Source organism: Marinobacter xiaoshiensis (assembly GCF_031631795.1).
GTDB lineage: Bacteria > Pseudomonadota > Gammaproteobacteria > Pseudomonadales > Oleiphilaceae > Marinobacter > Marinobacter xiaoshiensis.
The window spans coordinates 241092-266971 of the sequence record NZ_JAVMBO010000010.1 but is presented as its reverse complement, the minus strand read 5'-3'; the positions used below and the strand labels follow the sequence as shown (position 1 = coordinate 266971).

23 protein-coding genes are annotated in these 25880 nt (G+C 54.5%); 14 read left to right on the top strand and 9 right to left on the bottom strand.

The window, feature by feature from the left end:
• The first annotated feature begins 126 nt into the window (after positions 1-126).
• From apbC to RKA07_RS08800, 4 genes are all read left to right on the top strand, one after another.
• Positions 127-1227, top strand: coding sequence for an iron-sulfur cluster carrier protein ApbC (gene apbC, locus RKA07_RS08815; protein ID WP_200371016.1), 1101 nt, complete (start codon positions 127-129; stop codon positions 1225-1227).
• A 264-nt stretch (positions 1228-1491) separates the two neighbouring features.
• Positions 1492-2058, top strand: coding sequence for a dCTP deaminase (dcd, locus tag RKA07_RS08810; RefSeq protein WP_200371017.1), 567 nt, complete (start codon positions 1492-1494; stop codon positions 2056-2058).
• Positions 2055-2654: a YjaG family protein gene (locus RKA07_RS08805; protein WP_310966140.1), complete on the top strand. Its 600-nt coding sequence runs from the start codon at positions 2055-2057 to the stop codon at positions 2652-2654. The genes dcd and RKA07_RS08805 overlap by 4 nt, the downstream gene beginning before the upstream one ends.
• A gap of 73 nt (positions 2655-2727) precedes the next feature.
• The gene (locus tag RKA07_RS08800) at positions 2728-4005 is read left to right on the top strand and encodes a valine--pyruvate transaminase (RefSeq protein ID WP_200371019.1); all 1278 of its coding nucleotides are present in this window, start codon (positions 2728-2730) and stop codon (positions 4003-4005) included.
• Here the strand turns inward: RKA07_RS08800 and RKA07_RS08795 are convergent.
• The 3 genes from RKA07_RS08795 to purM form a co-directional block, all read right to left on the bottom strand.
• On the bottom strand, positions 4002-4754 hold the full coding sequence (locus RKA07_RS08795) for a DUF3108 domain-containing protein (protein WP_310966139.1): 753 nt from the start codon (positions 4752-4754) through the stop codon (positions 4002-4004). The two genes, RKA07_RS08800 and RKA07_RS08795, sit on opposite strands and share 4 nt — an antisense overlap.
• An 84-nt stretch (positions 4755-4838) precedes the next feature.
• A complete protein-coding gene (gene purN / locus RKA07_RS08790; RefSeq protein WP_200371021.1) occupies positions 4839-5501 on the bottom strand; it encodes a phosphoribosylglycinamide formyltransferase in 663 nt (220 codons plus the stop codon).
• Positions 5498-6562 (bottom strand): phosphoribosylformylglycinamidine cyclo-ligase, encoded by a 1065-nt coding sequence (gene purM / locus RKA07_RS08785; protein WP_200371023.1) that lies wholly within the window; start codon positions 6560-6562, stop codon positions 5498-5500. Before purM ends, purN begins: the two co-directional genes overlap by 4 nt.
• A gap of 212 nt (positions 6563-6774) precedes the next feature.
• Here purM and RKA07_RS08780 point away from each other — a divergent pair, with 212 nt between their 5' ends.
• From RKA07_RS08780 to RKA07_RS08760, 5 genes are all read left to right on the top strand, one after another.
• On the top strand, positions 6775-8082 hold the full coding sequence (locus RKA07_RS08780) for a DUF2066 domain-containing protein (RefSeq protein ID WP_310966138.1): 1308 nt from the start codon (positions 6775-6777) through the stop codon (positions 8080-8082).
• A gap of 21 nt (positions 8083-8103) precedes the next feature.
• Positions 8104-8664 (top strand): CDP-alcohol phosphatidyltransferase family protein, encoded by a 561-nt coding sequence (locus RKA07_RS08775; protein WP_200204252.1) that lies wholly within the window; start codon positions 8104-8106, stop codon positions 8662-8664.
• Positions 8661-9359, top strand: coding sequence for a DnaA regulatory inactivator Hda (hda, locus tag RKA07_RS08770; RefSeq protein ID WP_200371025.1), 699 nt, complete (start codon positions 8661-8663; stop codon positions 9357-9359). The genes RKA07_RS08775 and hda overlap by 4 nt, the downstream gene beginning before the upstream one ends.
• Positions 9360-9441: 82 nt before the next feature.
• Complete coding sequence (locus RKA07_RS08765; RefSeq protein WP_310966137.1) at positions 9442-10239, top strand: ParA family protein; 798 nt, start codon at positions 9442-9444, stop codon at positions 10237-10239.
• Between the two features lie 12 nt (positions 10240-10251).
• Positions 10252-10587 carry a YqcC family protein gene (locus RKA07_RS08760; RefSeq protein WP_200204255.1) on the top strand — a complete coding sequence of 112 codons (336 nt, stop codon included), beginning with the start codon at positions 10252-10254 and terminating at the stop codon, positions 10585-10587.
• 30 nt (positions 10588-10617) lie between these two features.
• Here RKA07_RS08760 and nadC read toward each other — a convergent pair whose 3' ends face one another.
• Positions 10618-11457, bottom strand: coding sequence for a carboxylating nicotinate-nucleotide diphosphorylase (nadC, locus tag RKA07_RS08755; RefSeq protein ID WP_200204257.1), 840 nt, complete (start codon positions 11455-11457; stop codon positions 10618-10620).
• Between the two features lie 235 nt (positions 11458-11692).
• Here nadC and RKA07_RS08750 point away from each other — a divergent pair, with 235 nt between their 5' ends.
• From RKA07_RS08750 to RKA07_RS08735, 4 genes are all read left to right on the top strand, one after another.
• The gene (locus tag RKA07_RS08750) at positions 11693-13996 is read left to right on the top strand and encodes a DUF1631 domain-containing protein (RefSeq protein ID WP_310966136.1); all 2304 of its coding nucleotides are present in this window, start codon (positions 11693-11695) and stop codon (positions 13994-13996) included.
• Between the two features lie 72 nt (positions 13997-14068).
• Entirely contained in the window at positions 14069-14695 is a 627-nt protein-coding gene (gene ampD / locus RKA07_RS08745) for a 1,6-anhydro-N-acetylmuramyl-L-alanine amidase AmpD (protein ID WP_310966135.1), read from the top strand.
• A gap of 25 nt (positions 14696-14720) precedes the next feature.
• Complete coding sequence (locus RKA07_RS08740; protein ID WP_310966133.1) at positions 14721-15608, top strand: histidine kinase; 888 nt, start codon at positions 14721-14723, stop codon at positions 15606-15608.
• Positions 15609-15709: 101 nt separating this feature from the next.
• Positions 15710-17740: a methyl-accepting chemotaxis protein gene (locus RKA07_RS08735; RefSeq protein WP_310966132.1), complete on the top strand. Its 2031-nt coding sequence runs from the start codon at positions 15710-15712 to the stop codon at positions 17738-17740.
• A gap of 76 nt (positions 17741-17816) precedes the next feature.
• Here RKA07_RS08735 and RKA07_RS08730 read toward each other — a convergent pair whose 3' ends face one another.
• The 3 genes from RKA07_RS08730 to RKA07_RS08720 are packed head-to-tail and all read right to left on the bottom strand — an operon-like array spanning position 17817 to position 22307.
• Positions 17817-18374 carry a cob(I)yrinic acid a,c-diamide adenosyltransferase gene (locus RKA07_RS08730; protein WP_200204267.1) on the bottom strand — a complete coding sequence of 186 codons (558 nt, stop codon included), beginning with the start codon at positions 18372-18374 and terminating at the stop codon, positions 17817-17819.
• Between the two features lie 40 nt (positions 18375-18414).
• Positions 18415-19452 carry a ketopantoate reductase family protein gene (locus RKA07_RS08725; RefSeq protein WP_310966131.1) on the bottom strand — a complete coding sequence of 346 codons (1038 nt, stop codon included), beginning with the start codon at positions 19450-19452 and terminating at the stop codon, positions 18415-18417.
• A 2-nt stretch (positions 19453-19454) separates the two neighbouring features.
• Complete coding sequence (locus tag RKA07_RS08720) at positions 19455-22307, bottom strand: valine--tRNA ligase (RefSeq protein ID WP_310966130.1); 2853 nt, start codon at positions 22305-22307, stop codon at positions 19455-19457.
• Positions 22308-22589: 282 nt separating this feature from the next.
• On the opposite strand from RKA07_RS08720, the gene RKA07_RS08715 reads away from it, so the two are divergent.
• Positions 22590-23801, top strand: a complete 1212-nt coding sequence (locus RKA07_RS08715) for a pilin (RefSeq protein WP_310966129.1) — start codon at positions 22590-22592, stop codon at positions 23799-23801.
• Between the two features lie 56 nt (positions 23802-23857).
• On the opposite strand, the gene RKA07_RS08710 is transcribed toward RKA07_RS08715, so the two are convergent.
• The gene (locus tag RKA07_RS08710) at positions 23858-24376 is read right to left on the bottom strand and encodes a DNA polymerase III subunit chi (RefSeq protein WP_200204292.1); all 519 of its coding nucleotides are present in this window, start codon (positions 24374-24376) and stop codon (positions 23858-23860) included.
• Positions 24376-25869, bottom strand: coding sequence for a leucyl aminopeptidase (locus tag RKA07_RS08705; RefSeq protein ID WP_310966128.1), 1494 nt, complete (start codon positions 25867-25869; stop codon positions 24376-24378). The genes RKA07_RS08710 and RKA07_RS08705 overlap by 1 nt, the downstream gene beginning before the upstream one ends.
• Positions 25870-25880: the final 11 nt, after the last annotated feature.

Here is a 25880-nt window from a genome sequence, read left to right as displayed (position 1 = left end):
TTTCATCAGAGTAAGGGTTGTATGGTCAGAAACGGGCACAGATGATACCTTTTGAACAGATAATTTTCACCCGAAACACCTGTTTTCATGCTGAAAACCCGCATGAGCTTATTTCCGGAGAGCCAGATGACACAAATTTCAGAGCAGGCCCTGCAAGCGGCCGTGCGTGAATACCGAGATCCGTACCTGGAAAAGGATCTTTATGACCTGGGTGCCGTAAAGTCACTGGTAGCTGATGAAGCAGGCAAGGTTACGGTAATGATAGAGCTGCCATACCCGTCAAAAGGGATCGCAGGTGGCTTGAAGCAGTTAGTTGCCAATGCGCTGGAAAATGTTGACGGGGTTGAATCTGCTGAGGTTCATGTGGCTCAGAAAATTCACTCCTACAAGGTGCAAAAAGATCTGCCATCTGTTCCCGGTGTCAAAAACATCGTAGCTGTCGCATCGGGCAAAGGCGGCGTGGGTAAATCCACAACAGCCGTCAATCTGGCCCTCGCACTCCATGCCGAGGGTGCTCGTGTAGGCGTTCTTGATGCCGATATATACGGCCCCAGCATTGGCATGATGCTTGGGGTCCCCGAAGGCAAGCGCCCGGACGTGCGAGAAGAAAAGTATTTCGTACCCATGGATGCCCATGGCCTCCAATGCATGTCCATGGCCTTCGTGACCACCGACAAAACCCCTATGGTATGGCGCGGCCCGATGGTCAGTGGCGCTGTTATGCAACTCTTGCAGCAAACCCTGTGGGATGAACTTGACTATCTGATCGTCGACATGCCCCCAGGTACCGGCGACATTCAGCTCACCCTGGCACAGAAAGTCCCGGTTACCGGTGCGGTGATCGTCACCACTCCTCAGGACATAGCACTTCTCGACGGCAAGCGCGGTATAGAAATGTTCCGAAAAGTTGAAATCCCTGTGCTGGGTGTTGTGGAAAACATGAGCGTGCACATCTGCAGCAACTGTGGCCATGCAGAGCACCTCTTCGGAGCTGGCGGTGGTGAACGCATTGCTGATGAATACGAAACAACCCTGCTGGGCCAATTGCCCTTGCACATGACCATTCGCGAACAAACCGACGGCGGTATGCCCACTGTGGTTGCCGTACCTGAGTCCGAAGTGGCACTCCGTTATCGCGACATCGCCCGCCGGGTTGGGGCAGAGCTTTCCACAAGGGAGCGAAACCTGAGCGGGGCTATTTCTAGTGTGTCTGTGAAGTCACACTAGATAAGAGCTGGGGGCTGGTTTGCGCAGCGGACTGCTCGGTGGTCTGATCGCAGTCACGGGAAAGGCGGTTCAAAAATGTCGTAGGCCAGGGATGGCCGGAGACAAGCCCACATGGATGTGCTTGAAGCGGTTTTTGAACCGCCTTTCCCGTGACTGCAGCCCCCAAAACCAGAACCCTCTGGGCGGCACAGCGAGGCTTCGACAGAACCCAATCGAACAGGTAAACTACGCCCCAATTTTCCCAAGTAGAAACGAGATTTCGCCATGAGCATCAAAGCTGACAAGTGGATTCGCCGAATGGCTGAACAGCACCGCATGATCGAGCCCTTCGAAAGCGGCCAGGTTCGTGACGGTGAGCAAGGCCGAGTTATCTCCTACGGCACCTCAAGCTACGGCTACGACGTACGTTGCAGCAACGAATTCAAAATCTTCACCAACGTGCACTCAGTCACCGTCGACCCCAAAAATTTCGACGAAAAAAGCTTCGTAGACTTCACCGGCGACGTTTGCATCATCCCACCGAACTCCTTTGCCCTTGCGCGCACCGTCGAATACTTTCGAATTCCGCGCAGCGTACTCACCATCTGCCTCGGTAAATCTACCTACGCACGCTGCGGTATCATCGTAAACGTCACGCCGCTGGAACCAGAGTGGGAAGGGCACGTAACCCTGGAGTTTTCCAACACCACCAACCTACCGGCGAAAATTTACGCCAACGAAGGCGTCGCTCAGATGCTATTCTTTGAGTCTGACGAAGTTTGTGAGACCAGCTACAAAGACCGAGGCGGAAAGTACTTTGGCCAGACCGGCGTAACGCTGCCAAAAACATGAACGCCAACCAGTTTCTTAAAGCTGTAGCCCAGTTGCAGGGATGGCGTGAATGCGCCTTCCTGCTGGCACTTGCCGAGCGATCATTTCCTAATTACGCGCTCTTTGCCGAAGCGGTTGACCTGAAAACCGGCGGCAAAATGCACCAGATACTCGATCTTGCGTGGGGCACACTCCAGCAGGATGCAACCGAATCTGCCATACCGCAACTGCTGGTGAAACTCGAAGCCTTATCTCCGGATGTTGAGGCCTACGACGCCTACGGCGTCTACCCGGCGTTTGATTTCTGCCAGTTGCTGGAGCAGGCACTGCTGAATCGACTGAATCCCTCAAAACATCGGGCCACAGAAGCCTCACAACTGGCAACAAGCACGGTGATGAGTTTTATTGAGTTGTCTGAAGGTGAAGGGCTGGAAGAATATGAGCTGGTTCGCTTGCTCGACTCACACCCCCTGATGAAAGAAGATAAAGCCTTCCAGCGCAACCTGGTGCTTGAGCTGAAACGCCAGCGCACGCCAGTAGAGCAGTTCATCTCCGAAATCAGGGAAATGGCTGCCAATGAGGGCGTCAGCAATCTTGGTATCTCGCCAGGAGACTGAATCCCTCCCGTTTTCAGAACAGGCTTACATTAATCCCGCTAAATGTTCAGTTCCGACCTATGGAAGCAACCCCATGAAACTCTCCACTTTTGGCCGTAAGTTCACTGCCGACGCAGGCATCACCTCATTGATGGATGACCTGGGTAATGCGATGGCGTCGGGCGACGATATGATCATGATGGGAGGCGGAAATCCGGGGCACATCCCTGAAATTCAGGCGCGGGTGCAGGAAATTCTGGCGGATATGAGTAAGAGTGAAAACGATGTTCGCCGACTGGTGGGAATATACGATCCCCCTCAGGGAGAAAAGCAGTTCATTGCGTCACTGGCAGACCTGCTAAGCCGAGAGTATGGCTGGGATCTTAAACCGGAAAATATCGCCCTGACCAACGGCAGCCAGGCTGCCTTCTTCATGTTGTTTAACATGTTTGGTGGCGATTATGGCGAAGGTCACCGCAAGCATATACTGCTGCCGCTGGCGCCAGAGTATATAGGTTACGCAGACGCCGGTATTGAGCCGGGATTGTTTCACGCTGTGCAGCCTGACATTTCGTTCACCGATGCTCACGAATTCAAATACCGTGTGGACTTTGACGCGGTAGAAGTCACGGGAGAAACAGGTGCCATCTGTGTCTCCCGGCCAACCAACCCGACCGGCAACGTGGTGACTGACGAAGAGTTGGCCAGATTGGAGGAGATGGCGCGCCAGCACAACATACCTCTGATTGTGGATGGAGCTTACGGTACACCTTTCCCAAGCCTGTTGTTTGTAGATGCCAAGCCCACCTGGAACGAACAGATTATCCTGTGCCTGAGTTTGTCCAAGCTTGGCTTGCCGGCAGCTCGTACCGGGATTGTGATTGCTGCAGCGCCCGTCATAAAAGCCTTGTCTGGAATTAACGCGATCATGAACCTGGCCACGGGGAGCTTTGGTGCCATGCTGGCCGAGCCGCTGGTTCGTTCCGGAGAAATTCTGTCATTGAGCCGGGATGTGGTTTGCCCATTTTATAAGCGGAAGATGGAGCGGGCAGTAGCAGCGTTTCGTGAGGCTATGGGTGAAGACAGTTGCCGCTGGTACGTACACAAGCCTGAGGGTGCCATGTTCCTGTGGTTGTGGTTCCCGGAGTTGCCCATTACCAGCCTGGAGTTATACCAGAGGCTAAAGGCCCGTGGGGTACTGGTGGTTTCGGGGCATTACTTCTTCCCCGGTTTGCCTGAGGATGGCTGGAAGCATCGCGATGAATGCTTGCGCGTGACCTATTCCCAGGACGATGAGCGGGTGGCGCAAGGGCTGCGAATTATTGCGGACGAAGTTAAGGCTGTGTGGGCCGAAGTGGATCGGGAGGTTTAACCTCCCAGGTCCACACTCTTGAGCTTGAGTTCGTACTTGCTGCCGTCTGGTTCCACCTGGAGCAGACGCACCAGTACGAATTCGCTGTCCGGATCAAACCACATCAACGTCTCTCGTTTGGAGTTTTCACGAATCTTCTCGGCTTTGAGGAGTGAAGAACGGGAGTCATCGGTGCCACTGGCATCATCATTCACAACGGCAAACCGCTCGCTGTCGATTTTGCCGCGATCCAGAACCTGATACTCCATCTCACGCTTACCGTTCAGAACATCCTGGTGCAGTTGTACCTGAAATCCAAGAGGGTCGAGAATACCTTCCTGCAGCTCCACCTTGAATGATTTGCCTCTGTAATCTCCCGTAGCTACTCCGGCCTTCCAGTCGAAATCGATAGACTGCTTTCTGTCCTTGATAAGGAGGCCGGACAGGCGATACCGGTACCTGAGGGGAACAACCTTGCCATCTTCCCATTTCAGTACCAGGGATTCGTCCAGGTCTGCTATAAAAGACTTCACCTCTGTTCGGTAGAGCCATACATCATTGCCTTGGGAGGTGAGGATGCGTTTCGCGCTGCCATTAAGGGAGACGCCCTTTTCCATGGAGGCGCCATAACTGACCTCAAAAGGAAATAGATCCGGGGCCGACTCCGCCTGCGCAGCGCTCGTCAGCAACAAAGCCAGCGTGCACAGAAGGCTGGCTGCGATGTTTCGGCTTGTTTTCAGGGCGTGCACAGTACTTCGAGTTGGGAGCATTTCGTTGACCTCGAATCCTTCAAGTATGATGAAAGTCTAGCGGGTCGGTGGGCACTGTGTGGTGACAGTCTGGTAAGGTGCGCCTTAATTATCGGGGAGGCGCATGGGCGTTTTCATTACCTGGCCGTCGAACAGCACAAAATCGCTGCCCAGCTGAATCCGGCCTTCGCAAAACCAACGCACAACTATCGGGTACAACAGGTGTTCTTTGCGTTGTACCTTTTCGGCAAGGGTTTCACTTGTGTCGTCAGGCGCCACAGTTACTTCCGCTTGAGCGATTACGGGGCCGCCATCCAGCTCTTCTGTCACGAAGTGAATAGAGACGCCGTGTGTATCATCGCCGGCATCCAGTGCTCTTTGGTGAGTATTCAGGCCGGTGTACTTTGGTAAAAGTGACGGGTGAATATTCAGCAGCTTGCCGCGGAAGGCCTGCACAAAGCTCGGGGTGAGGATGCGCATGAAGCCTGCAAGCACTATGACATCCGGATTGTAGCGCAGAATGTGGGCGATTAAGGCTGCGTCGAACTCGTCTCTAGAGCCAAATCCCTTATGGTCAACGACAAAGGTCTCAATGTTGGCCTGGGCTGCGCGTTCAAGGGCAAATGCTTTGGGCTGGTTGCAGCCCAACGCGATGACCTGGCCGGGGAAATCCCGTTCCCGGCTAGCGTCTACCAAGGCCTGGAAATTGGTACCGCTGCCGGAGGCCAAAACCAGAATTTTGGGTAGAGTTGGTTGGTCTGCCTTCATTCTGAAAGCAACCCCGGCGCGTAGCGCACTACCGCCTCTTCTTCTGCGTTTTCAGCGCGCTCAATAACGCCTACCTGCCAGGCAGTCTCTCCGAGCACCTTCAGTGTATCCAGGGCCAGGTCTTTCTGACTATGCGGGACGCAAACGATCATGCCAATGCCGCAGTTAAAGGTGCGGTACATTTCTTCAATGGCAACACCGCCGGCTTCTTTAAGCCATTGGAATACCGGGGGCAGCTCCCAGCTTGCGGTATCGATAGCGGCAATCATACCCTTGGGCAGAACCCTGGGAATGTTCTCTGGTAAACCGCCGCCCGTAATGTGGGAGAGGGCGTTTACATCCACCTGTCGGATAAGCTTCAGCACGTTCTTGACGTAGATCCGAGTGGGCTCCATCAGGGCGTTTTCCAGAGTGGTGTCGCCAACAGCTTGTTTGAGGTCGGCGTTACTAACTTCAAGGATTTTGCGAATCAACGAGTAACCATTGGAGTGAGGGCCTGAAGAAGCCATCGCCAGCAAAACATCGCCTTCGCGCACATTACTGCCGTCTATTATTTCGCTGCGCTCTGCTACGCCAACGCAGAAGCCGGCCAGGTCGTAATCGTCGCCTTCATACATGCCCGGCATCTCGGCTGTTTCGCCACCTACCAGTGCACAGCCTGCTTGTTCGCAGCCTTCGCCGATGCCCGCCACTACCTTTGCGGCGATGTCTATATTCAGCTTGCCCGTGGCGTAGTAGTCGAGGAAGAACAGAGGCTCTGCGCCACCCACAATGAGATCGTTTACGCACATGGCGACCAGGTCGATACCAATGCTGTCGTGCTTTTCAAGTTGCATGGCCAGTCGGAGTTTGGTGCCCACGCCGTCGGTGCCGGACACCATGATTGGCTCTTTGTACCCTGGGGGAATCGCGACCATGGCACCAAACCCGCCAAGCCCTCCCAGAACCTCAGGGCGCCGGGTACGTGCGGCGGTTTCCTTGATGCGGCTGACAAGTTCATTACCGGCGTCAATATCAACGCCGGCATCGCGGTAGGTCAGGGAAGGCTTCTGTTCGCTCATGGGGATCTTAACCATTAGGCCAGTGGGTCAGGCGGCGGATTTTAGCAGGTGCGGTGTGGGGGTCCAAGTGCAATTGCTGCGAGCGGGTGCAGATTCGAGTAACTGGGCGGTCCGGCGCGGGCAAGATTGCATTTCAGCAACCCGGGTCGGCTACTCAGGCTCCGGGCCATGGTGTATCCTATGCGCCATTCATGCGAACAGCAGGGTGTTTCATGCCAGTACCAGACCAGAACCGGGCTCTAAAGTCCTTATCAGCCCTTTGGCTTGCCATTATTTGTGCGCTTATGGTGGCAGTATCCACACCCGCGACAGCCGTTACGGTGTCAGGGCTTTATACTGTTGAGGTTCCTGTGACCGGCTCCGGCCCGGATGCTCTGGCGCAGGGCTATGCAGACGGGTTAGCCCGGGTTTTTGTGCGAATTTCTGGCACCCGTGAGGTGCTTGCACTGGACGGCGCCAAGGCTTTGATGGCAGATGCCGAATCCCTGCTTCTGTCCTATCAGGTGCTCCGTGGTGAAAATGGCGATAGCCGTTTGAGTATGGCATTTGGTGCAGTGGGTGTTAACCGTGCACTGGCGTCGATTGGTGCCCCTGTTTGGGGTGCAAACCGTCCTCTGACCTTGGCGTGGGTCGCCGTAGAAGATCGCGGTGTTCGCAAGCTCGTGACTGGGACGGGTGAAGGACTTGCCGACACCGGAGACTCCGGAATCTGGACTTCCGCATTTGCCCGCGCGGCTCAGGAGCGAGGGCTTCCGGTGACGCTGCCGCCAGCCGGGTTCAGCGATAATAGAGAGTTGTTATCGGACATCTGGGGGCAATTCACCGGTCGTGTCCGCACTGCCTCAGAGGGCGTTGAGCACGATGTGCTTGCTCTGGTTCGTGTCAGCCGCTCTGGTAGTCAGTGGCGTGCAGGCTGGGTGTTTGAAGGTGCAAAGCTTAATAGTAGTGAAGAGGCGGTCAGTGCCGATACGCGGGAAGCTTTGGCGGAAGCGTTGGTTAATCGTTGGGCAGAGTTGTACGCCAGCCGTTACGCAGTTGCAGCCGGCGAGGTTGGAGACTTGCCGCAGGTTGATATTGTTCTTCGCGGCGTTACCTCAGTTACGGACTATGGCAAGGCTACCCAGGTTCTTGAGGGGCTGACTCCGGTTGTAAGTGCAGGTGCGTCCCGGGTCAAGGGTGAGCAACTAACGCTCAGAGTGGCGTTTTCCGGTGAGTTGGATCAGCTCAGAGAATATATTGCTCTGGATTCCAGGTTTGTGCCGGTTGACGGTGAAGCTCAGGATATGCCGCAGCCTCGTTTGACGTCACCAGAAGCTCCTGCTAAGCCAGCTCAGACGCAACCCGGGCAGAACAGTCCGGAAGTAGCTCCAGAAACAGCTCCTGCTGAGCCGTCTATGTTTACCTACCAGCCATCTCCTGCAGATGAAGAAGAGGCTGAGCAGGCATTTGAGTCGCTCTATCAGGTCCTCTATTACCGCTGGCAACCTGTGCCGGTCATTGTGAATGATGGCGGGCAGTAAGCCGCAACCGGAGGCAGCACATTGAACACTTACGCCTGGCGCTGGATTCCCAATGCTTTGACGTTTGTGCGCATATTGCTGATTGCTCCTTTTGCCAGGGCGTTACTGGTACAAGAGTACCGCCTTGCGTTGTTTATATTTGCTGTCGCCTCGCTGACTGACGGTCTTGATGGTTTCCTCGCTCGGCACTTCAATTGGCGTTCACGCTTTGGTGCTGTGGCCGACCCTCTGGCAGATAAAGCGCTATTAATTACAGCCTATCTGGTACTGACCTACACTTCTGTCCTTCCGTTGTGGCTGTTCGCGCTCATACTCGGGCGGGATCTTCTGATTGTTGGTGGTGCACTGGTTTATCATTACGGTATCGGTCGCTTTGAAATGGAACCCAGCATGCCCGGAAAATTGAATACGTTGGTTCAGATTCTGGTGATTCTGGGCATTATTGTGATCATGGCCGGCTTGCCGGTACCGCCGGGGTGGCTGGATGCAGGAATCTGGCTGGTTGCGGCTTCAGCTGTGTTTAGCGGGGGCCATTACATGGTCGTCTGGGGTGCACGGGCAAGGAGGGCCAGGCAGTCGTGAGCGCATCGCAATTGGTTCTTGGTGTCCGCCTTCGGGATGATGCACGTTTTGATAATTTTCACGGGGATCGCAACCGGGAAGCTGCGCTGCGGCTTTTATCAGTGTTCAGTCAGCCTGAAGGGCTGCCGGTGGTAGTGGTGTGCGGCGATTCTGATACGGGCAAAAGCCACCTGTTGCAGGCAGCGTGTCACCATGGAGAGGCCGAAGGGAAAACAGCCGTGTGTATCAGTATTGCAGAACTGGAACCTTTCGGGCCAGAAGCGCTTGCCGGACTGGATACCATGGATGTTGTTGCCCTTGATGATCTTGACCGGATAGCCGGTAAGGCAGACTGGGAAGAGGCGGTTTTTCACCTTTATAACCGCCTGCACGACGGTGGGCGTATGCTCGTAGTCAGTCTCTCGGAGGTTCCTGGCTCCTTGCCCTTTGTGTTGCCAGATCTGGTCTCACGGTTGCATCACGGTGTTACGGTGCAGCTTGGAATTTACCGTGACGATGACCGGTTAAAAATTCTCATGGCCCGTGCCGAGCAACGGGGACTAACAATGACGGACGACGTTGCCGGCTTTATCATGCGCCGTGCGCCAAGGCGTCTCGGAGAATTGTTGAGTATTCTCGATACCCTCGATGAAAATTCCCTGCAAGCACAGCGACGTCTCACTATTCCGTTCGTGAAAACGGTCATGCAATGGTGAGTCAAAGGCACAGACATAACCAAACACAAAGACAGCAATCAAACGATAAGACGCTGAATAAAGCGCCAGATGGAGAAATGACATGAGACGGGTAGTATTCAACCAGAAGGGCGGAGTTGGAAAATCCAGTATTACCTGCAACCTGGCAGCGATCAGCGCGGCAAGAGGCAAGCGCACGCTGGTTGTTGATCTGGACCCCCAGGGAAACTCAACACATTATCTCTTGGACAAACCGGCCAGCGAGCTCAAAGATACGGTTGCAGACATGCTAGAGCAAACGGTGGCCTTCAAGGTGTTCAACCGGCGCCCGGAGGAATTTGTTCACGCGTCGCCGTTCAGAAACCTCTATGTGTTGCCCTCCAGTCCAGAGTTGGATTTTCTGGAGCGCAAACTGGAAGCAAAGCACAAGATTTACAAGTTGCGGGAAGCCCTCAAAAAGCTGGGTGAGTCCTTCGACGAAATCTACATCGATACAGCGCCCGCCTTGAACTTCTACACCCGCTCGGCACTTATCGCGGCTCAGCGTTGCCTGATCCCATTTGATTGTGATGATTTTTCCCGTCAGGCGCTTTATAACATTCTCAATGAAATTAAAGACCTGCAGGAAGATCACAATGAAGAACTTGTGGTGGAGGGTATTGTCGCCAACCAGTTTCAGCCCCGTGCCAGCCTCCCCAAAAAACTGGTAAGAGAACTGATCGAAGAAGGGCTTCCAGTGCTGCCAGTACGCTTGTCAGCTTCTGTAAAAATGAAAGAATCTCACCAGTGTCGGCAGCCGCTCATTCACATGGCGCCAAAGCACGCGCTTACAAAGCAGTTTGAGGATTTGTATCGCGTGTTGAACGGTGAGACGGTAGAGCTTGAGCCCTTGGCAGATTGAGGGGGGATATTTATGTCAGGCACAGGTGACGTTACAGGGCAGGTGGCAGATTGCCTTCTTGGTATTGAGATGGAACTGCGCAAACTCGATATGTGGGCGGTCGAGCGCCCGCCGATTGAAGCATTCGACAGCACCGAGCCCTTTTGCATCGACACCCTGGCGTTTACCCAGTGGATTCAGTTTGTGTTTCTTGAGCGCATGAAACTCATTGTTGAAAATGGCCACCCTTTGCCCAGGGTTTCAGGCATTGCGCCTATGGCAGAGGAGTACTTTCGTGGTCGTCAGGAATCAGGGCGGGGGTTGGTACAGGAGCTAGAGGCTGTTGATCAGCTACTCTCTGGTAGCTGATCACTGTTCTTTCAAACTGAGCCGCCCGGCTCAGTCCAGGCGCATGGAGAGGTCAATGGCTTTGACATCTTTGGTCAGCGCGCCGATGGAAATGTAATCGACACCGGTTTCTGCAATGGGAACCAGTGTGTCTGTATTGATGCCACCGGACGCTTCCAGCTTAGCTCGCCCCTCGTTCATGGCAACGGCTGTGCGCAGATCTTCCATGGAAAACTCATCAAGCATGATGATATCAGCTCCGGCGCTAAGGGCCTGCTCCAGCTCCGCGAGGTTTTCAGTTTCTACCTCTACAGGCTTGCCGGGGGCAATTCTGTGGGCAGCAGCAATAGCGTTGGCGATGGAGCCGCAAGCGGAAATGTGGTTTTCCTTGATCAGAAATGCATCCCAAAGCCCGAGACGATGATTGTGGCAGCCGCCGCAGGTTACTGCGTATTTCTGGGCAAGCCGCAACCCCGGCAGCGTTTTGCGGGTATCCAGAAGGCGTACGCTGGTGTGAGCAACTCGCTCAGCATAGCCTGCGCAGCTTGTCGCAACGCCTGAAAGGGTTTGCAGCCAGTTCAGAGCGGCTCTCTCTGCGGTCAAAAGGCTTCTGGCTGTGCCTTTCATGCGGAACAGGACCTGATTGGGGGAAGCGGATTCACCATCCTTGATCAGCCACTCCAGAGTAACTGAGCTGTCTACCTGGCGGAATACTTCATTCACCCATTCGCGCCCGGCGATGTGGGCTCTTTCCCGGGTAATAACATGACCGGTCGCCTGCTTCTCCAATGGAATAAGTTGAGCCGTGATATCGCCATCGCCGATATCTTCTCGCAGGCTTGCTGCGACGGATTCAATTCGTGACTGGCGTAGGCGTTCAGTGAATTTCATGGTCATGCATCCGCTTGTGTCTGGGGCCAAAGAGTTCTGAATCAGTTAAGGGGCACGATTCTATAGCCCGCTAGCGGTTTCGCCAAATTCTGCCAAAATTGTGATCTGGGTCTGCTCTACACAAAAGGTGACAATTTCTGACACAAGGTGACGCTACTAACTCGTATGATATGTAATCAGAGTAGTTTCAAAACGATGGTCAGGCGTTTCACATACCTTGGCTGAGGGGTGGTCAATGAAGCAGGAAAACAAGGTTGTCAGTTTTTCCGGGCAGAAATCGTTTTCACGGTTTGATCTGCCGCCGGCCCTTGTTCGCCTGCGAGACTCATCCGGTCAGTCCTTGAAGGGTGTGCTCGAACGTTTTTTCGAGCGTGCTGACGATGCCTTGTTTGAACTTGCGGATCGTGCCGGCTCCAACATGGATCAGACGGTCTATTTTGATGCCATGCGCGAATTGCGGCTGCGCCGCAAAGCCATGGTCGTTTCAATGCTGCAGTACGTCAGTCAGGCTTTTAATGATATTGGCAAATTCCGGCCCCGACAGACCGCAAGTGCGCTGGACGAAGTTGACCGGGATTCCCTGAGCCTTCTGGAACACTCAGATCTGGAGCAACAGGTAGCGATTGATAACCTGATCAATAAGCTACGAAATCAATATCAGGCCCCCATCCAGCTTTTGTCTTTGCGGGTGAACCATCTGGTGACGGGAGTAGATCTCTCCGGCAGTCAGATGCCTCTCAGTCCCGAGGTGCTCTGTGGCGGTATTGCGGAGGCTTGTGCTGATCTCGATATCGACATCCGTGCAAAGCTTATTGTTCTCAAGCTGTTTGATCGCCTGCTGGCAGATACGCTTGGCGATTTTTATCAGGAAGCGAACCGCACGCTGGTTTCAGAAGGTGTTCTTCCAGACGTTAAACGTCCACCAGCCCGTTCAGCTGGAGCCAGGTCTGCGACCTCTGCCCCGGTGCCGCCAAGCTCAGTGCAGCAAGGCGCGAGCGCAGGATCGGGTGACGTCAGCGGCGGCCAGTATTACAGTCATGACCAGATCCAGGGCGGTTCTTCCTATGCAACGTTTTCCGAATTGAGCGCGCTCCTGCATCAGCGAGGTGCATCCCAGACTATGTTTGAGCCGGACAGGGCTGATGAGGCCTACCTGGATACTGATGGCTTGTTGGCTCGCCTCAGCGAGGCGCAGACATCTTTCAGCCAGTGGGAAGGTGGTGAAGTTGCCTCTCTTGATCAGCGGCTTCAGCCGGTGCTCCGGGCGGCTAATGGTCAAAAAGCAAGCATCGGGCAGGTAGACAATGATGTCATCAACCTGGTCTCCATGTTGTTTGATTTCATCCTGGAAGACAGGCAATTGCACCCGGTTATGAAAGCGCTTATCGGGCGTTTGCAGATTCCTGTTCTGAAAGTTGCCCTCAGCGACAAGAACTTTTTTAACCGTGGCGGCCACCCGGTAAGGAAGTTGTTGAACGAGCTGGCACTATCCGCCATTGGCTGGACTGAAAAGCGGGCCGGTCAACGCGACCCCCTGCACGAAAAGATCGAGGCAGTTGTGGATCGGGTGTTGAGTGAGTTCACTAACAATGTGTCACTCTTTGAAGAGCTATTAAAGGATTTTTGCCACTTTACGGACCTTGATCGCCGCCGCCGGGAATTGGTAGAACAACGTTTGCGCGATGCCGAGGAGGGCAGGGCGCGGCAGGAGCAGGCGTCCCAGGTTGCTGATGCGCTGATTGCAGGGCATACAGCAGGCAGGGATATTCCTGAGCCTGTGCTCGAAATGCTCACGGAAGCATGGACAAAATACCTGCAGTGGGTGGTGTTGCGGGAAGGAGAAGAAAGCGAGCGCTGGGCAGATGCAAAAGAGCTGACTGGTCACCTTGTTTGGAGTGTGGATCCTCAACCGGTTGAAAGCTCTACCCGAAGCGACCTGCTTCGCGCAATCCCGGCTATTGTGGATGACTTCCGCATGGCGCTTCAGGAAATTTCCTGGGATCCATTTGCAACAGATACCGCAGTTAGGGATCTCGAACTGGCTCACGTGGATGTGTTTCAGCGACTGGCAACGGCCCCCTTGCGGGCCGCACCTGTGGTGGAAGACGAAGAGCCGTTTGTTGAAGCTTTTGTGGCACCCGAAGCCGGGACTGGACTGTCTGACACCGGAGCACAGGCTGAAACGAACGAGCAGCAACAACATGTGCTGTCAGAACTCGTGATTGAAGCGCCTGCACAGCAGGCAGTGGAAGAGGTTGCGGCTGAGTGGTTGAACCGGGCTGACAGTCTTCGTGTTGGCGCCTGGGTTGAGCTGAGCCGCGACGAGACCAAGCTTCGCTGTAAGTTGGCGGCTGTTATCAGGGCCACGGGTAAGTATATATTTGTTAATCGCAGCGGTGCCAAGGTGGCGGAGTATCATCGCCAGGAGCTGGCCTCTGCAATGGCGGCAGGTGCTGTGTGTATGCTTGATGATGGGCTTATCTTTGACAGAGCACTGGAATCCATCATCGACAACCTGCGCAATACCCGCAAAGATTGATCCGTGGTAACAGGTGTTACTTTGTGATTCAATCAGATCACAGTGTAATGCTCTGATAATAATGGATTCATCTTGCCCCATTCAGCCTGCGATCATGTTAGTACGACCATTTGCAGCGAAAACATAGAGACGCTTCGCGAAACCGGGCGTCTTGAATCTGCTCGCTGGTGCCCTTCGCCGAACTACGGCCCTCGCCCGGAAGGCACCACCATAAGCCTTCTGGTAGTGCACAATATCAGCTTGCCGCCCGGCGAGTTTGGTGGCACCTATATTGAAGACTTCTTCACCAATTGCCTGGATCCGGATTTGCATCCCTACTTCGCAACAATTGCCGGGATGCGCGTGTCAGCTCACGCACTGATTCGCAGGGATGGCAGCCTGGTTCAGTTTGTCAGCCTGTTGGAAAGAGCCTGGCACGCGGGGCGATCTTGCTTTGAGGGTGTAGAAGAGTGCAACGACTTCTCTATTGGAATTGAGCTTGAAGGCGCAGACGACATTCCTTACACGGCTGAGCAGTATCGGGCGTTGGCAGAAATCTCGATAGTGATCGGTTCTGCCTGGCCCGATATAACCAACAACCGCATTACTGGCCACAGTGATATTGCGCCCGGTCGCAAGACAGACCCTGGGCCTGCATTTGACTGGCAACACTTTCAGGCGTCTCTGCAGGCAGTTCAGACTGGACAAAAACAGTGCTGAACTGTCTCCCAAAGGAGCTGTTTAGATGATTCTGGTGGTATTTCTCATTGCCTACCTGGTCCGCAGGCGGCTTGATAGCCTGAACGCGATATCCGGGGATGAACTCTGGCGGCGCTGGTTTCGCCAGGGCACCGTTGTTAAAGCAGGACGCGAATCAAGTATTGGGGCTGGCCTTTTTTTGATCGTCGTACCAGCACTGCTCGCTGCCTTGGGCATATATGCACTGGGGCTATACGGCTGGCGGCTTGCTGCCTACCCGCTGGAAATTCTGGTGCTTGTGCTACTTATGGGGTCGCCTGGCTGGCGGCAAGTGCTTGAGCCTTATGCGGAAGCTTGGCGGGAGGGCGACATGCAGGCTGCCTGGCACTTTATACAGGAGCGGCTGCCTGCGAACGAGCGGGGCGCTGCCGCATCACCAGAAATCATGCACCTTGCCTTATCCAAAGCACTGATGCTGGCAGTTTTTCAGCGTTTCTTCCTAATTGCATTCTGGTATGTGGTGGGAGGCATAGGCCTGGCAATTTTTGTGCGGGGATTAGTCGCACTGTCTGAGCAGTGGCCGCAGGCAGGCGCCAGGCCATGGTATACCAAAGCATGTGAATGGTTTAGCTGGGTGCCGGTAAGAATACTGTCAATAACATTTGGGATTGCCGGTGACTTGTCGGGCTGGCTGCGTGAATCCAGAGCTGCGATGGCGGGTGTCACGAAAAAGGCGTCAGAGGTGCTCATGATTTCCGCCAATGGGTCGTTAACCGGGTATGCGCTTGATCCAGCCCGCTTTTCCCGGATTCACCAGGATGAGTGGGCCAGCTTTGGTGGCCGCAGTTTGAGTGCGGTGAGGGACCTGCTCAGCCGGAGTATGCTGGTCTGGATTTGCGCACTTGCTTTGCTCGTAATCGCAGGCGTTGTCTGAAACCTGGTTGGATAATAAAAATTACTTAAGTTTCCCCCTGTTTGGGCGATAATAAAAACAGAACATGCATTCATTGTTTGCATTTCAAAGAGAGGGTCGATGTGAAGCAACTCATTAATCCCGCAGTAGCACTGATGAACCGGTTGCCGATGCTGTACAAGTTCAGCCTGATCAGCATCCTGTTCCTCCTCCCGATTGGTGGGTTGTCCTGGCTTGTGATGACAGAACTCAACCGCTCGGTCGCGACCATGACCCGGGGTGTAGAGGGTCTTGAACAGCTGCGCCAGATCGATCGCCTTGTAGACGCGTCTATTGATTATCGGGATTATCGGGCGCCAGCAGTAGCCAAAGATGAAGCTAGTCTCAAAGCTCTTTCCGACAAGATCGCCAGCGAAATAGGCTTTATTCTTGATAGCCTGACTGCAGAGCCGCGTTCTTTTGATACCTCCGGGGCTTGGGCCGACCAGGTAGAGGCGCTCAAAGCGGAGTGGCAGAGCATTCGTGGGGATGATAACTATCAGACCAACTTTGATCCCCAGTTTAAATATTTTCAGGAATTTGTTCAGAAAACGCTTGCACTGATTCCCGCCACGATAGAAACGTCAGGCTTGGGCCAAGGCGCCTCGAGGGAAAACCTGCTCATTCTTGGTCTTATCCGTGAAACTCTTCCAGATGCCCGCAGCGAATTGGGGCGGGCACGTTCCTATGGCCTGTTCGCTCTTGTTGACGGTCAGTTAGGTTATGCCCTCAGCGAAAATCTGAATGAAATATATGATGCGCTGACTAATCGTAGTTCACTGCTTTCGCCTGCCTTGACCCTCGCGGCAGATGCGTCGCCGGCGTTTGCCGCCTCGGCGGGAACTGCATTGAAAGATGTTGATGAAAGTCTTTTGAACGCACGTGAGTTGCTTGAAGTTAATATTATTGCGCCAATGCGGCTGGAGATGGCATGGCCAGATTATGATTCGCGCATTTCTGCGAAGCTGGGGAGCTATGTTGAGCTAAAAGATGCAGCGTTTGATGTGGTCGATGCCAATCTGGGAGCCAGGCTGGAGCAAGAGCTAAGCCAGCGTCGCCTCATAGTAGTCGCGCTGATTGTTGTTTTGCTTTTTGTTGTATATCTCTATGTTGGCTTCTTCATGTCTGTGCGCACTGCCATCAATCGCTTTAGTGAAGCAGCGCGCAAGGTTGCTGCTGGCGACATGACGACCCGGATTTCCCTTGATAATCGCGATGAGCTTGGTGAGTTGACGGGTGAGTTCAACAATATGACGGATCGTATGGCTGAACTGATACGCTCTGTAGGCCAGACAACACAGGAAGTTGATCAGCAGGCCACGCGAGTGAAGGACACGGCTGCCGCTAACAGCGAAGCAGTAACGCGTCAGATGGCCGAGAGTGGCCAGATTAATGAGGCTATGAGCCAGATGGTCGAGGCGGTGAGTGAGGTTACTGAAAGCGCCCACCGGGTTGCAGACAGCGCCACCGCTGCAGAGCAAGATACGGAAACTGGCCGCGGCGTTGTTTCCGATACCGTTGAAACCATCAACCGTCTTGCGACCGAGATTTCTGGCGCTGTAGATGTGATCAACCGGGTGAGTGAAGACAGCAACAACATCAGTCAGGTTTTGGTTGAAATCAAAGCCATCGCTGAGCAGACCAACCTTTTAGCCTTGAACGCTGCCATTGAAGCAGCCCGTGCGGGTGAGCAGGGGCGTGGGTTTGCGGTGGTTGCAGATGAGGTGCGCTCGCTGTCCCAGCGCACTCATAAGTCGACCGAAGAAATTGAAGGCATGATTTCACGACTTCAGAGTGGCGTAAAAGATGCCGTAGCGGCCATGACCAATAGCCGTGACGTTACTCAGACAACCGTTCAGAAGTCGGGAGAGGTTACTGAGGCGTTGAGCAGAATTGCCAAGGGTATTTCGGTGATTGTGGACATGAGCCACCAGATTGCCCAGGCAGCGGAAGAGCAGTCGGCGGTATCCAAAGATGTGAACTCCAGCGTTGCCCACATTGGCGAGCTGGGTGCATCGACTGCCGCGAACGCTGAAGAGACTCTGGCTTCTTCCCAGGAGATGTCCGATTTGACGGCTTCTTTGCAGAGGCTTGTTGAGGCGTTTAAGGTTTGAGTTTTTAAGACGGCAAGGTGATCAGACGCTGCCTGACCTGATGTTGGAGCAAGCCGTCTCGCAGTTATAAAGGGTATTACATACCTGACTTCTTCTGATCCCACAGAATCTCTTCAGCGCCTTCCCGGCGCGCTAACACCCTTGAAGCTACGAATAACAGGTCTGATAAACGGTTCAGGTACTGGCGTCCCAGAGGGTTGATTGAATCCTCATGGCTGAGGGCTACCACTACACGCTCCGCACGGCGGCAAACGGCGCGGGCCAAGTGGCACTGAGCTGCAGCCGGGCTTCCGCCTGGCAGGATGAAGTTCTTCAGAGGCGGCAAGGGCTCGTTCATTTCATCCAGCAGATTTTCCAGCCAGCTAATATGATCTTCAGTAATCGCCTTGCTTCCGGGAATCGCAAACTCACCACCCAAATCAAACAGGTGATGCTGAATGCGGCGCATGGATTCCAGCATGTCATCATCACTGTCCAGGGTTTCGATCAACAGGCCGATATGGCAGTTCAACTCATCGGCCATGCCCATTGCCTCAACACGCTGAGCGTTTTTGGCAATACGATTACCATCGGCCAGGCCGGTGGTGCCATCGTCACCTGTGCGGGTGTAAATCTTGGAAAGGCGGTTGCCCATGATGTTGCTCCTGGTAGTTTAAGCTGATTGGTTAAAAGCCTTATAGACCTTGTACTCGTTGGGTCAGCATTTGGTTTACCGGCGTGGCAATGCTATGGCACCTTCCGCATTGCACTAGATAGCCGTTGATATAGTCAATCTCTGTTTTACGACCCGCTAAAACATCCGCGCGCATGGAAGACGTATTGCTGGCGGTGTTTCTCGCCACAGTTTCTATACGCTCCCGAAGAACCTCCGGCGCAATGGCTTCTGAGGTCTCAGCTTCCAACAAAACAGATATCTCCGAGCAAAGCTCATCAATGTTCTGCTGATAAAGAGGTGAGTTCAGAATGTCTCCGTTAGGGCAGTCGAGCAGGGCTGTAAACGGATTTATCCCGGCATTCACTACCAGCTTCTGCCAAAGCCGCTGCAGAATGTTCTCCTCAGCATGAACCCGCAAGCCGGTTTCAGCTAGTTGCTGAACAACACTCGCGGTGTGGTCAACGGCACTAGCCGTAAGCGCGCCCACCCAGGTATCTCCTGCTCCGGCGTGAACCAGAACATCCGGGGAAGGTCTGTTTGCGCCTTCCGTAGTGCTGGCAGCCAAAATCAGCCGCTCCGGCCACCGTTCAGCAACTGCTTGCTGACTGCCTAAACCGTTTTGAAATAAGACGATGGGTATGCCTGCTGGAATGTGAGGTAGCCAGGCTTTCAAAGCCGCAAGCGTATCACCAGCTTTAGTTGTTACCAGCATCAGCCTCAATACTTCAGTTGACTGAAGCCAAGGCAGACTAACCTGGATGCGGGCATCACCAGAGTTTGGCGAAGCCGTCAGGCGGGCCTCCCCGAAACCTTGTGGAGCCAGGGATGGCGGAACAGAGCGTACAAGGACGTATTCACAGCGTGTTTCGGGGAGGCCCGCCTGACGGCTGAAGCTCCCCCCAAGCCCAAATTCATGCTCAGACAAATCATTAGAGAGTCGAGGCAAGAAACCACAAAGAGCAGAAGGCAAAAGGGCGGCCCAAAGCCGCCCCAAAGAACCCGCTCCAAGAATGGCGATCACCCCGCCACCCCCGGAACGCTCACCCGCAGACACCATGCCTACATGGCCTCAATATCTGCACGCTGCTGCTGCAACCTACCCAGATTGCCCTGAACCTCAGCCAGCTTCTCCTGCTCCTTGGCGACCACTTCCGCAGGCGCCTTCGCAGTAAACTTCTCATTATTCAGCTTACCCTCAAGGCGTCCAATCTCCTTCTGCAAACGCTCCAGCTCCTTATCCAGCCGCTTCAGCTCCGCATCCTTATCGATCAGCCCAGCCATAGGCACCAACACTTCCATATCGCCAACCAACTGAGTGGCACTCATGGGCGCATTGCCACCCTCAAACCATTCCAGGCTTTCCAGCTTGGCCAGAGAGCTCAGGAACTGACGGTTTTCATTCATCCGGCGCTGACCTTCTGCACTGTTGCCACGGAACAGCACCGGAATTTTCTTCGCCGGGGAAATGTTCATCTCGCCGCGAATATTGCGCACCGCCACAATCACGCCCTTCAGCCATTCAATGTCTTCAACGGCCTTTGCATCGTGCTTGCTGGCATCCACCTGCGGGAATGGCTGCAACATGATGCTGTCACCGGATTTTCCAGCCAGCGGTGCAATGCGCTGCCAGATTTCTTCCGTGATAAACGGCATGATCGGGTGTGCCAGACGCAGAACGGTTTCCAGCACGCGAACCAGGGTGCGGCGTGTGCCGCGCTTCGCCTCAACACTGCCGGTGTCGTCGCTCAGGCAAGGCTTGGAAAGCTCCAGGTACCAGTCGCAGTATTCGTTCCAGATGAACTCATACAGAGCGTGAGAGGCCAAATCGAAACGGTATTGATCCAGATGGCGGGTCACGTCCTGCTCGCACTGCTGCAGGGCGCTGATAATCCAGCGATCCGCCAGAGACAGTTCTACCGGCTCACCATTCACGCCGCAGTCTTCGCCTTCCACGTTCATCAACACGTAACGGGCAGCGTTCCACAGCTTGTTGCAGAAGTTACGGTAACCTTCCAGGCGCTTCATATCCCAGTTGATATCGCGGCCGGTAGTGGCCATGGCTGCCAGAGTGAAGCGCAGGGCATCGGTGCCGTGGGCAGAAATACCTTCCGGGAATTCCTTTTCGGTCTGCTTGGCAATTTTCTTTGCCAGCTTGGGCTGCATCATGTTGCCCGTGCGCTTCTCGAGTAGCGTGGCAAGATCGATGCCGTCGATCATGTCCAGAGGGTCAATCACGTTGCCCTTGGATTTGGACATCTTGTCGCCGTGTTCATCGCGGATCAGGCCGGTTACATAAACAGTTTTGAAGGGGACTTGCGGGGTGCCGTCTTCATTCTTCATGAAGTGCATGGTCATCATGATCATCCGGGCAACCCAGAAGAAGATGATGTCAAAACCTGTCACCAATACATCGGTAGGGTGGAAGGTTTTCAGGCGCTCGGTAATTTCCGGCCAGCCCAGGGTGCCGAAGGTCCACAGGGCGGAGCTGAACCAGGTATCCAGAACGTCATCGTCCTGCTTCAGCTCGAAATCCGCTGCCAGGTTGTGCTTCTGGCGGACTTCTTCTTCGCTGCGGCCTACGTAGATATTGCCTTCGGCGTCGTACCAGGCAGGGATGCGGTGGCCCCACCAAAGCTGGCGGGAAATACACCAGTCCTGAATGTCACGCATCCAGGAGAAGTACATGTTCTCGTACTGCTTGGGCACAAACTGAATGCGACCGTCTTCGACCGCCTCAATGGCAGGCTCAGCCAGTTTTTTCGCATCGGCAAACCACTGGTCGGTCAGCATTGGCTCGATAATCAGACCGGATCGGTCGCCACGGGGAACGCTCAGTACGTGGTCTTCCACTTGCTGAACCAGACCGGCGGCTTCCATATCGGCCACGATCTGCTTGCGCGCGTCTTCCCGGGTCAGTCCCGCGTAAGCTGCGGGCAGGCTGGCATCCAGCTCGGTGTTCTCTGTGCCGTCACTATTGAATACTTCGGCTTGCTCACGTATGTCCGCATCCTGAGTCAGCACGTTCATCATCGGCAGGTTGTTACGCTTGCCTACGGCGTAGTCGTTAAAGTCGTGTGCTGGCGTAATCTTCACGCAGCCGGAGCCTTTCTCGGGATCGGCGTGGTGGTCGGCAATCACCGGTATGCGGCGGTTTACTAACGGCAGCATGACAAACTTGCCAATCAGATGCTGATAGCGCTCGTCGTCCGGATGAACGGCTACGGCGGTATCTCCCAGCATGGTTTCCGGGCGGGTAGTGGCGACGACCAGATAGTCTTTGCCATCCTGGGTGGTTGCACCGTCGGCCAGTGGATAGCGAAGGTGCCAGAAAAAGCCTTTTTCTTCCTTGTTCTCAACTTCCAAGTCGGAAATAGCGGTGTGCAGCTTCGGGTCCCAGTTCACCAATCGTTTGCCGCGGTATACCAGGCCGTCTTCGTACAGGCGAATAAATACTTCCTGTACAGCTTTGTAAAAGCCGTCGTCCATGGTGAAGCGTTCGGTATCCCAATCAACGGAGTTACCTAACCGGCGCATCTGGCCGGTAATAGTGCCGCCAGATTCTTCCTTCCATTCCCAGATGCGCTTGATGAAGTCTTCCCGGCCAAGGTCGTGGCGGGTTTTGCCCTCTTCCGCCGCCAGCTTGCGCTCAACCACCATTTGCGTGGCGATACCTGCGTGGTCACTGCCCACTTGCCACAGGGTGTTGTGGCCCTGCATGCGCTTGTAGCGAGTGAGGGTGTCCATGATGGTGTGCTGGAAGGCATGGCCCATGTGCAGGCTGCCGGTCACATTGGGTGGCGGAATCGCAATGCTGTATGCCTGACCTTCGCCGCTGGGGCGGAAGTAACCTTTGGATTCCCAGTTTTCGTACCACTGGCGCTCAATGTTTTCTGGCTGGTAGGTTTTTTCCATGGGTTTTTCTGGCGACCGTTTAATTGATTCACAAGGGGAAATTGAAACGCTGGATTATACATGGTCGCTTGCCTTCGAGCCATGGAGCTCGGCTTTGGCAGGCGTGTCCCACCTCCGAGCCTGCGAAATCGACATGTAGTCGTGGAAGATGTTAGATATTTTTCTCTATAATCGCCGGCTTTGCTGCGTGGGTGCGCTGCAATAAAACTCAGTCATAGCTGGCTCAGGTCTTGCGCTGTGCACTCGCCGGTCACTCTGTAAGCATCTTAACGAGGGAATACCATGGATTTGGTTTACAAGAACGAGAAGCCGTTGCTCAGGATAGCGGTCGTGTTTTCAGCGGTTATCTGGCTTGCGTTGTTTGTCGGGACGTTCGGGATTTTGTTGTTGTACTTGCTTTTGGGCTATGTGTTTTTTCTGTTTGCGCATTCGGCATTTATCTCCCACCTGAAAGGCTCGGGTGTGCGCATAAGTCAGGATCAGTATCCGGATCTATATGAACGGCTGGTTCGTTGTTCTGAAAAAGTTGGCGTCACAGAGTTGCCTGAGGCATACCTGCTTCGTACCGATTTTTTTAATGCGCTGGCCACCAAATTTCTCGGTCGTCATTTCGTGGTGCTGTTTACCGATGTCATTGACGCCCTGGAAGACCAGCCGGGCGCAGTCGATTTCTATATTGGCCATGAACTTGGCCACATACACCGCAAGCATCTTTCCTGGCGCGCGTTTGTCATGCCGGGCTCGCTGTTGCCGGTGGTTGGGCCGGCTCTGCGCCGCGCAGAGGAATACACCTGTGATCGCTACGGCGTTGCCTGTTGCCAGTCTTCAGAGGATATCAAATCCGCCATAGCAGCCATTGCTGCAGGGGATACCCGTTGGAAGACCATCAATGTGGATGCATACCTCAGTCAGATTCAGGCAACCAGTGGGTTCTGGATGTCGTTCAACGAACTGACCGGCGACTATCCGTGGCTGACCAAACGCATGGCGACCGCCTTGGCACTGGCACAGGGCAGGGAGGTAAAGCATCCTCGTCGCAGCCTTGGGGCCTGGGTGTTATCGATGTTTGTGCCCCGGGTGGGTGGTGGTGCGGGCGGAGCTGCATCCCTGCTGGTGACTGTCGCGATCATCGGTGTGCTGGCTGCGCTGGCAATTCCTGCTTACCAGCAGTATGTCGAAAGGGCACGTTATTCGGCTGCATACTCCATGGCTCAGGAGGTACAGGCTCGAGTCACTTCCTACGCCACTGAGAACCAGGCTTGGCCGGTAACCATGCAAGAACTGGGGTACCCGGAGTTAATCCTGGAAAATGACGTGCAGAACTATTCAATTGATGTATATGACGACGGCATGATCGGGGTCGAAATGGGCGTGGATGATTCCGGCGAGTCCAAATATATCGTGCTTGAACCTGCCGTCGATGAGGGCGAGATCAGTTGGACTTGTTACGGCCAGAATGTGAACGAAAAGCATTTGCCGGCGAGCTGTCGTTAATCACGTCGCATTCGCACTCTGGAAGCTCTAATTCAGCGCTGCCCGGCAGTGTATGATCACGATCGCGATCGTTGATCATACACTTGGGCCTCGATACCTAAAGCGCGCAACTGCCTGAAATGTGATCGAGCCTGGTTGAGAACGACAGGGTCGTTATGGGCCACCAGGGCGAGGCGTTTGAATTGGTCCGCGTTTGCCGGAAGGGTCTGGGAGAGGATGATTACGGTATCCCAGTCCTCTGCAATTGGCGGGCACAATAGTATTCCAACAGGATCAGTACAGGGTGTGGCAGCATCGGGTATGACGCTGTGCGGGATGAATGCATCCGGGCTGAAGTTCCAGATTAGTTCGTCCAGTTCATCAGCTTGCTGCTGGGAGTCGCACACGATGCACACCCGGTCGCCCTGCTGCCAGGCTTTGCTTACAAGCTTGGTGGCGTGCAGGTTACGGGCGGCGGGAGTGTCTTGCAGGAGAATATGAAACCAGTAACGCTGGTTTTTATCCTCCAGAGCAGACGCAGTCCGAGAGTTGCCGGCAGCAGGGCTGCCGGCTTGTGAGAGCGAATTACTTTCCATTATTTTCCAGCGTGGGACATCAGGTAGTCGACCAGCAGGGGAACCGGGCGGCCAGAGGAACCCTTGGCTTTACCCGAATGCCATGCAGTTCCGGCGATGTCCAGATGCGCCCAGCGGTATTCCTTGGTGAAGCGAGCCAGGAAGCAGGCGGCAGTAATGGTACCCGCAGTGCGGCCGCCGATGTTGGCCATGTCTGCAAAGTTACTGTCCAGCAGGGTCTGGTACTCCTCCCAAATGGGCAGGCGCCAAGCCTTGTCGTTGGCACGTTCACCCGCAGCCAGCAGTTCGTTTGCCAGGTCGTCGTTGTTTGCCATCAGGCCTGTTGTCTCGTGGCCAAGGGCAATGATGCAGGCGCCGGTAAGCGTTGCCAGGTCGATAACCACTTCCGGATCAAATTTCTTCACATAGGTGAGGGCGTCGCACAAAACCAGGCGGCCTTCAGCATCTGTATTGAGGATTTCAACCGTTTGGCCAGACATGGTGGTGACAATATCGCCAGGGCGGCTGGCATTACCGTCGGGCATGTTTTCAGCAGCAGCGATAACCGCAACCACGTTAATTTTCGGCTTGGTCTCTGCGAGTACTTGCATGGCTCCGAATACGGCAGCTGAACCGCCCATATCGTATTTCATTTCATCCATGCCAGCGCCGGGCTTGAGGCTGATGCCGCCTGTGTCGAAAGTAATGCCTTTGCCTACCAGAACATAAGGCTTGTCTTTAGCATTACCACCACGGTATTCCATGATGATCAGGCGTGGTGGTTGGGCACTGCCCTGACCAACGGCAAGAAGGGAGTTCATGCCGAGCTTTTTCATTTGCTTTTCATCAAGCACTTCGGTCTTGATGCAGTCGTGTTCAGTGGCCAGTTTGTTGGCTCGCTCTGCCAGCCATGAGGGGTGGCAGATGTTCGGTGGCATGTTGCCCAGATCGCGGGCCAGATTCATGCCGCGACCGGTTGCCAAGCCCAGGTTAAACGCTTCTTTTTGTGCTTTTCCGGCATCAGAAGTGGCGACCAGAACTTTGTTGAGCTTGCGCGCTGAAGGCTTTTCGCTCTTGAACTCGCTGAAGCTGTAGAGCTGCTCTTCCAGAGTACGGCCGATCAGGCTCAGTTTTGCCAGTTCGGAGCTAAGGCTGTCATCGCCAGTCAGGGCGGTATCGGTCAAGCTGATCAGCACACTCTTTGAAGGACCGTCCTTCAGGGCACTTGTCATGGCCGCCAGTGCCTTTCGGAAGTTTGCGCCAGTGCGCTCGGTGTCCTTGCCTGTACCAACAACAAGCAACCGATCCCAAGGCTGGTCGTTAAGTGGAATCAGGCTTGTTTCAGCGTTTTTGCCATTGATGTCACCGGCTTTCTGGAGTTTGGTGATCAGCCCGCCAAGTGCGCTGTCTGCCCCAGTGGTGGAGGCTGGCCAGTCGCCCTGTTCCGGAAGGGCGACGACCAGGCAGTCGGCTTTGGTGCTCGCAATGGCATTGCTGTTCAGGCTGAAGTTCATGGAAACTCCTA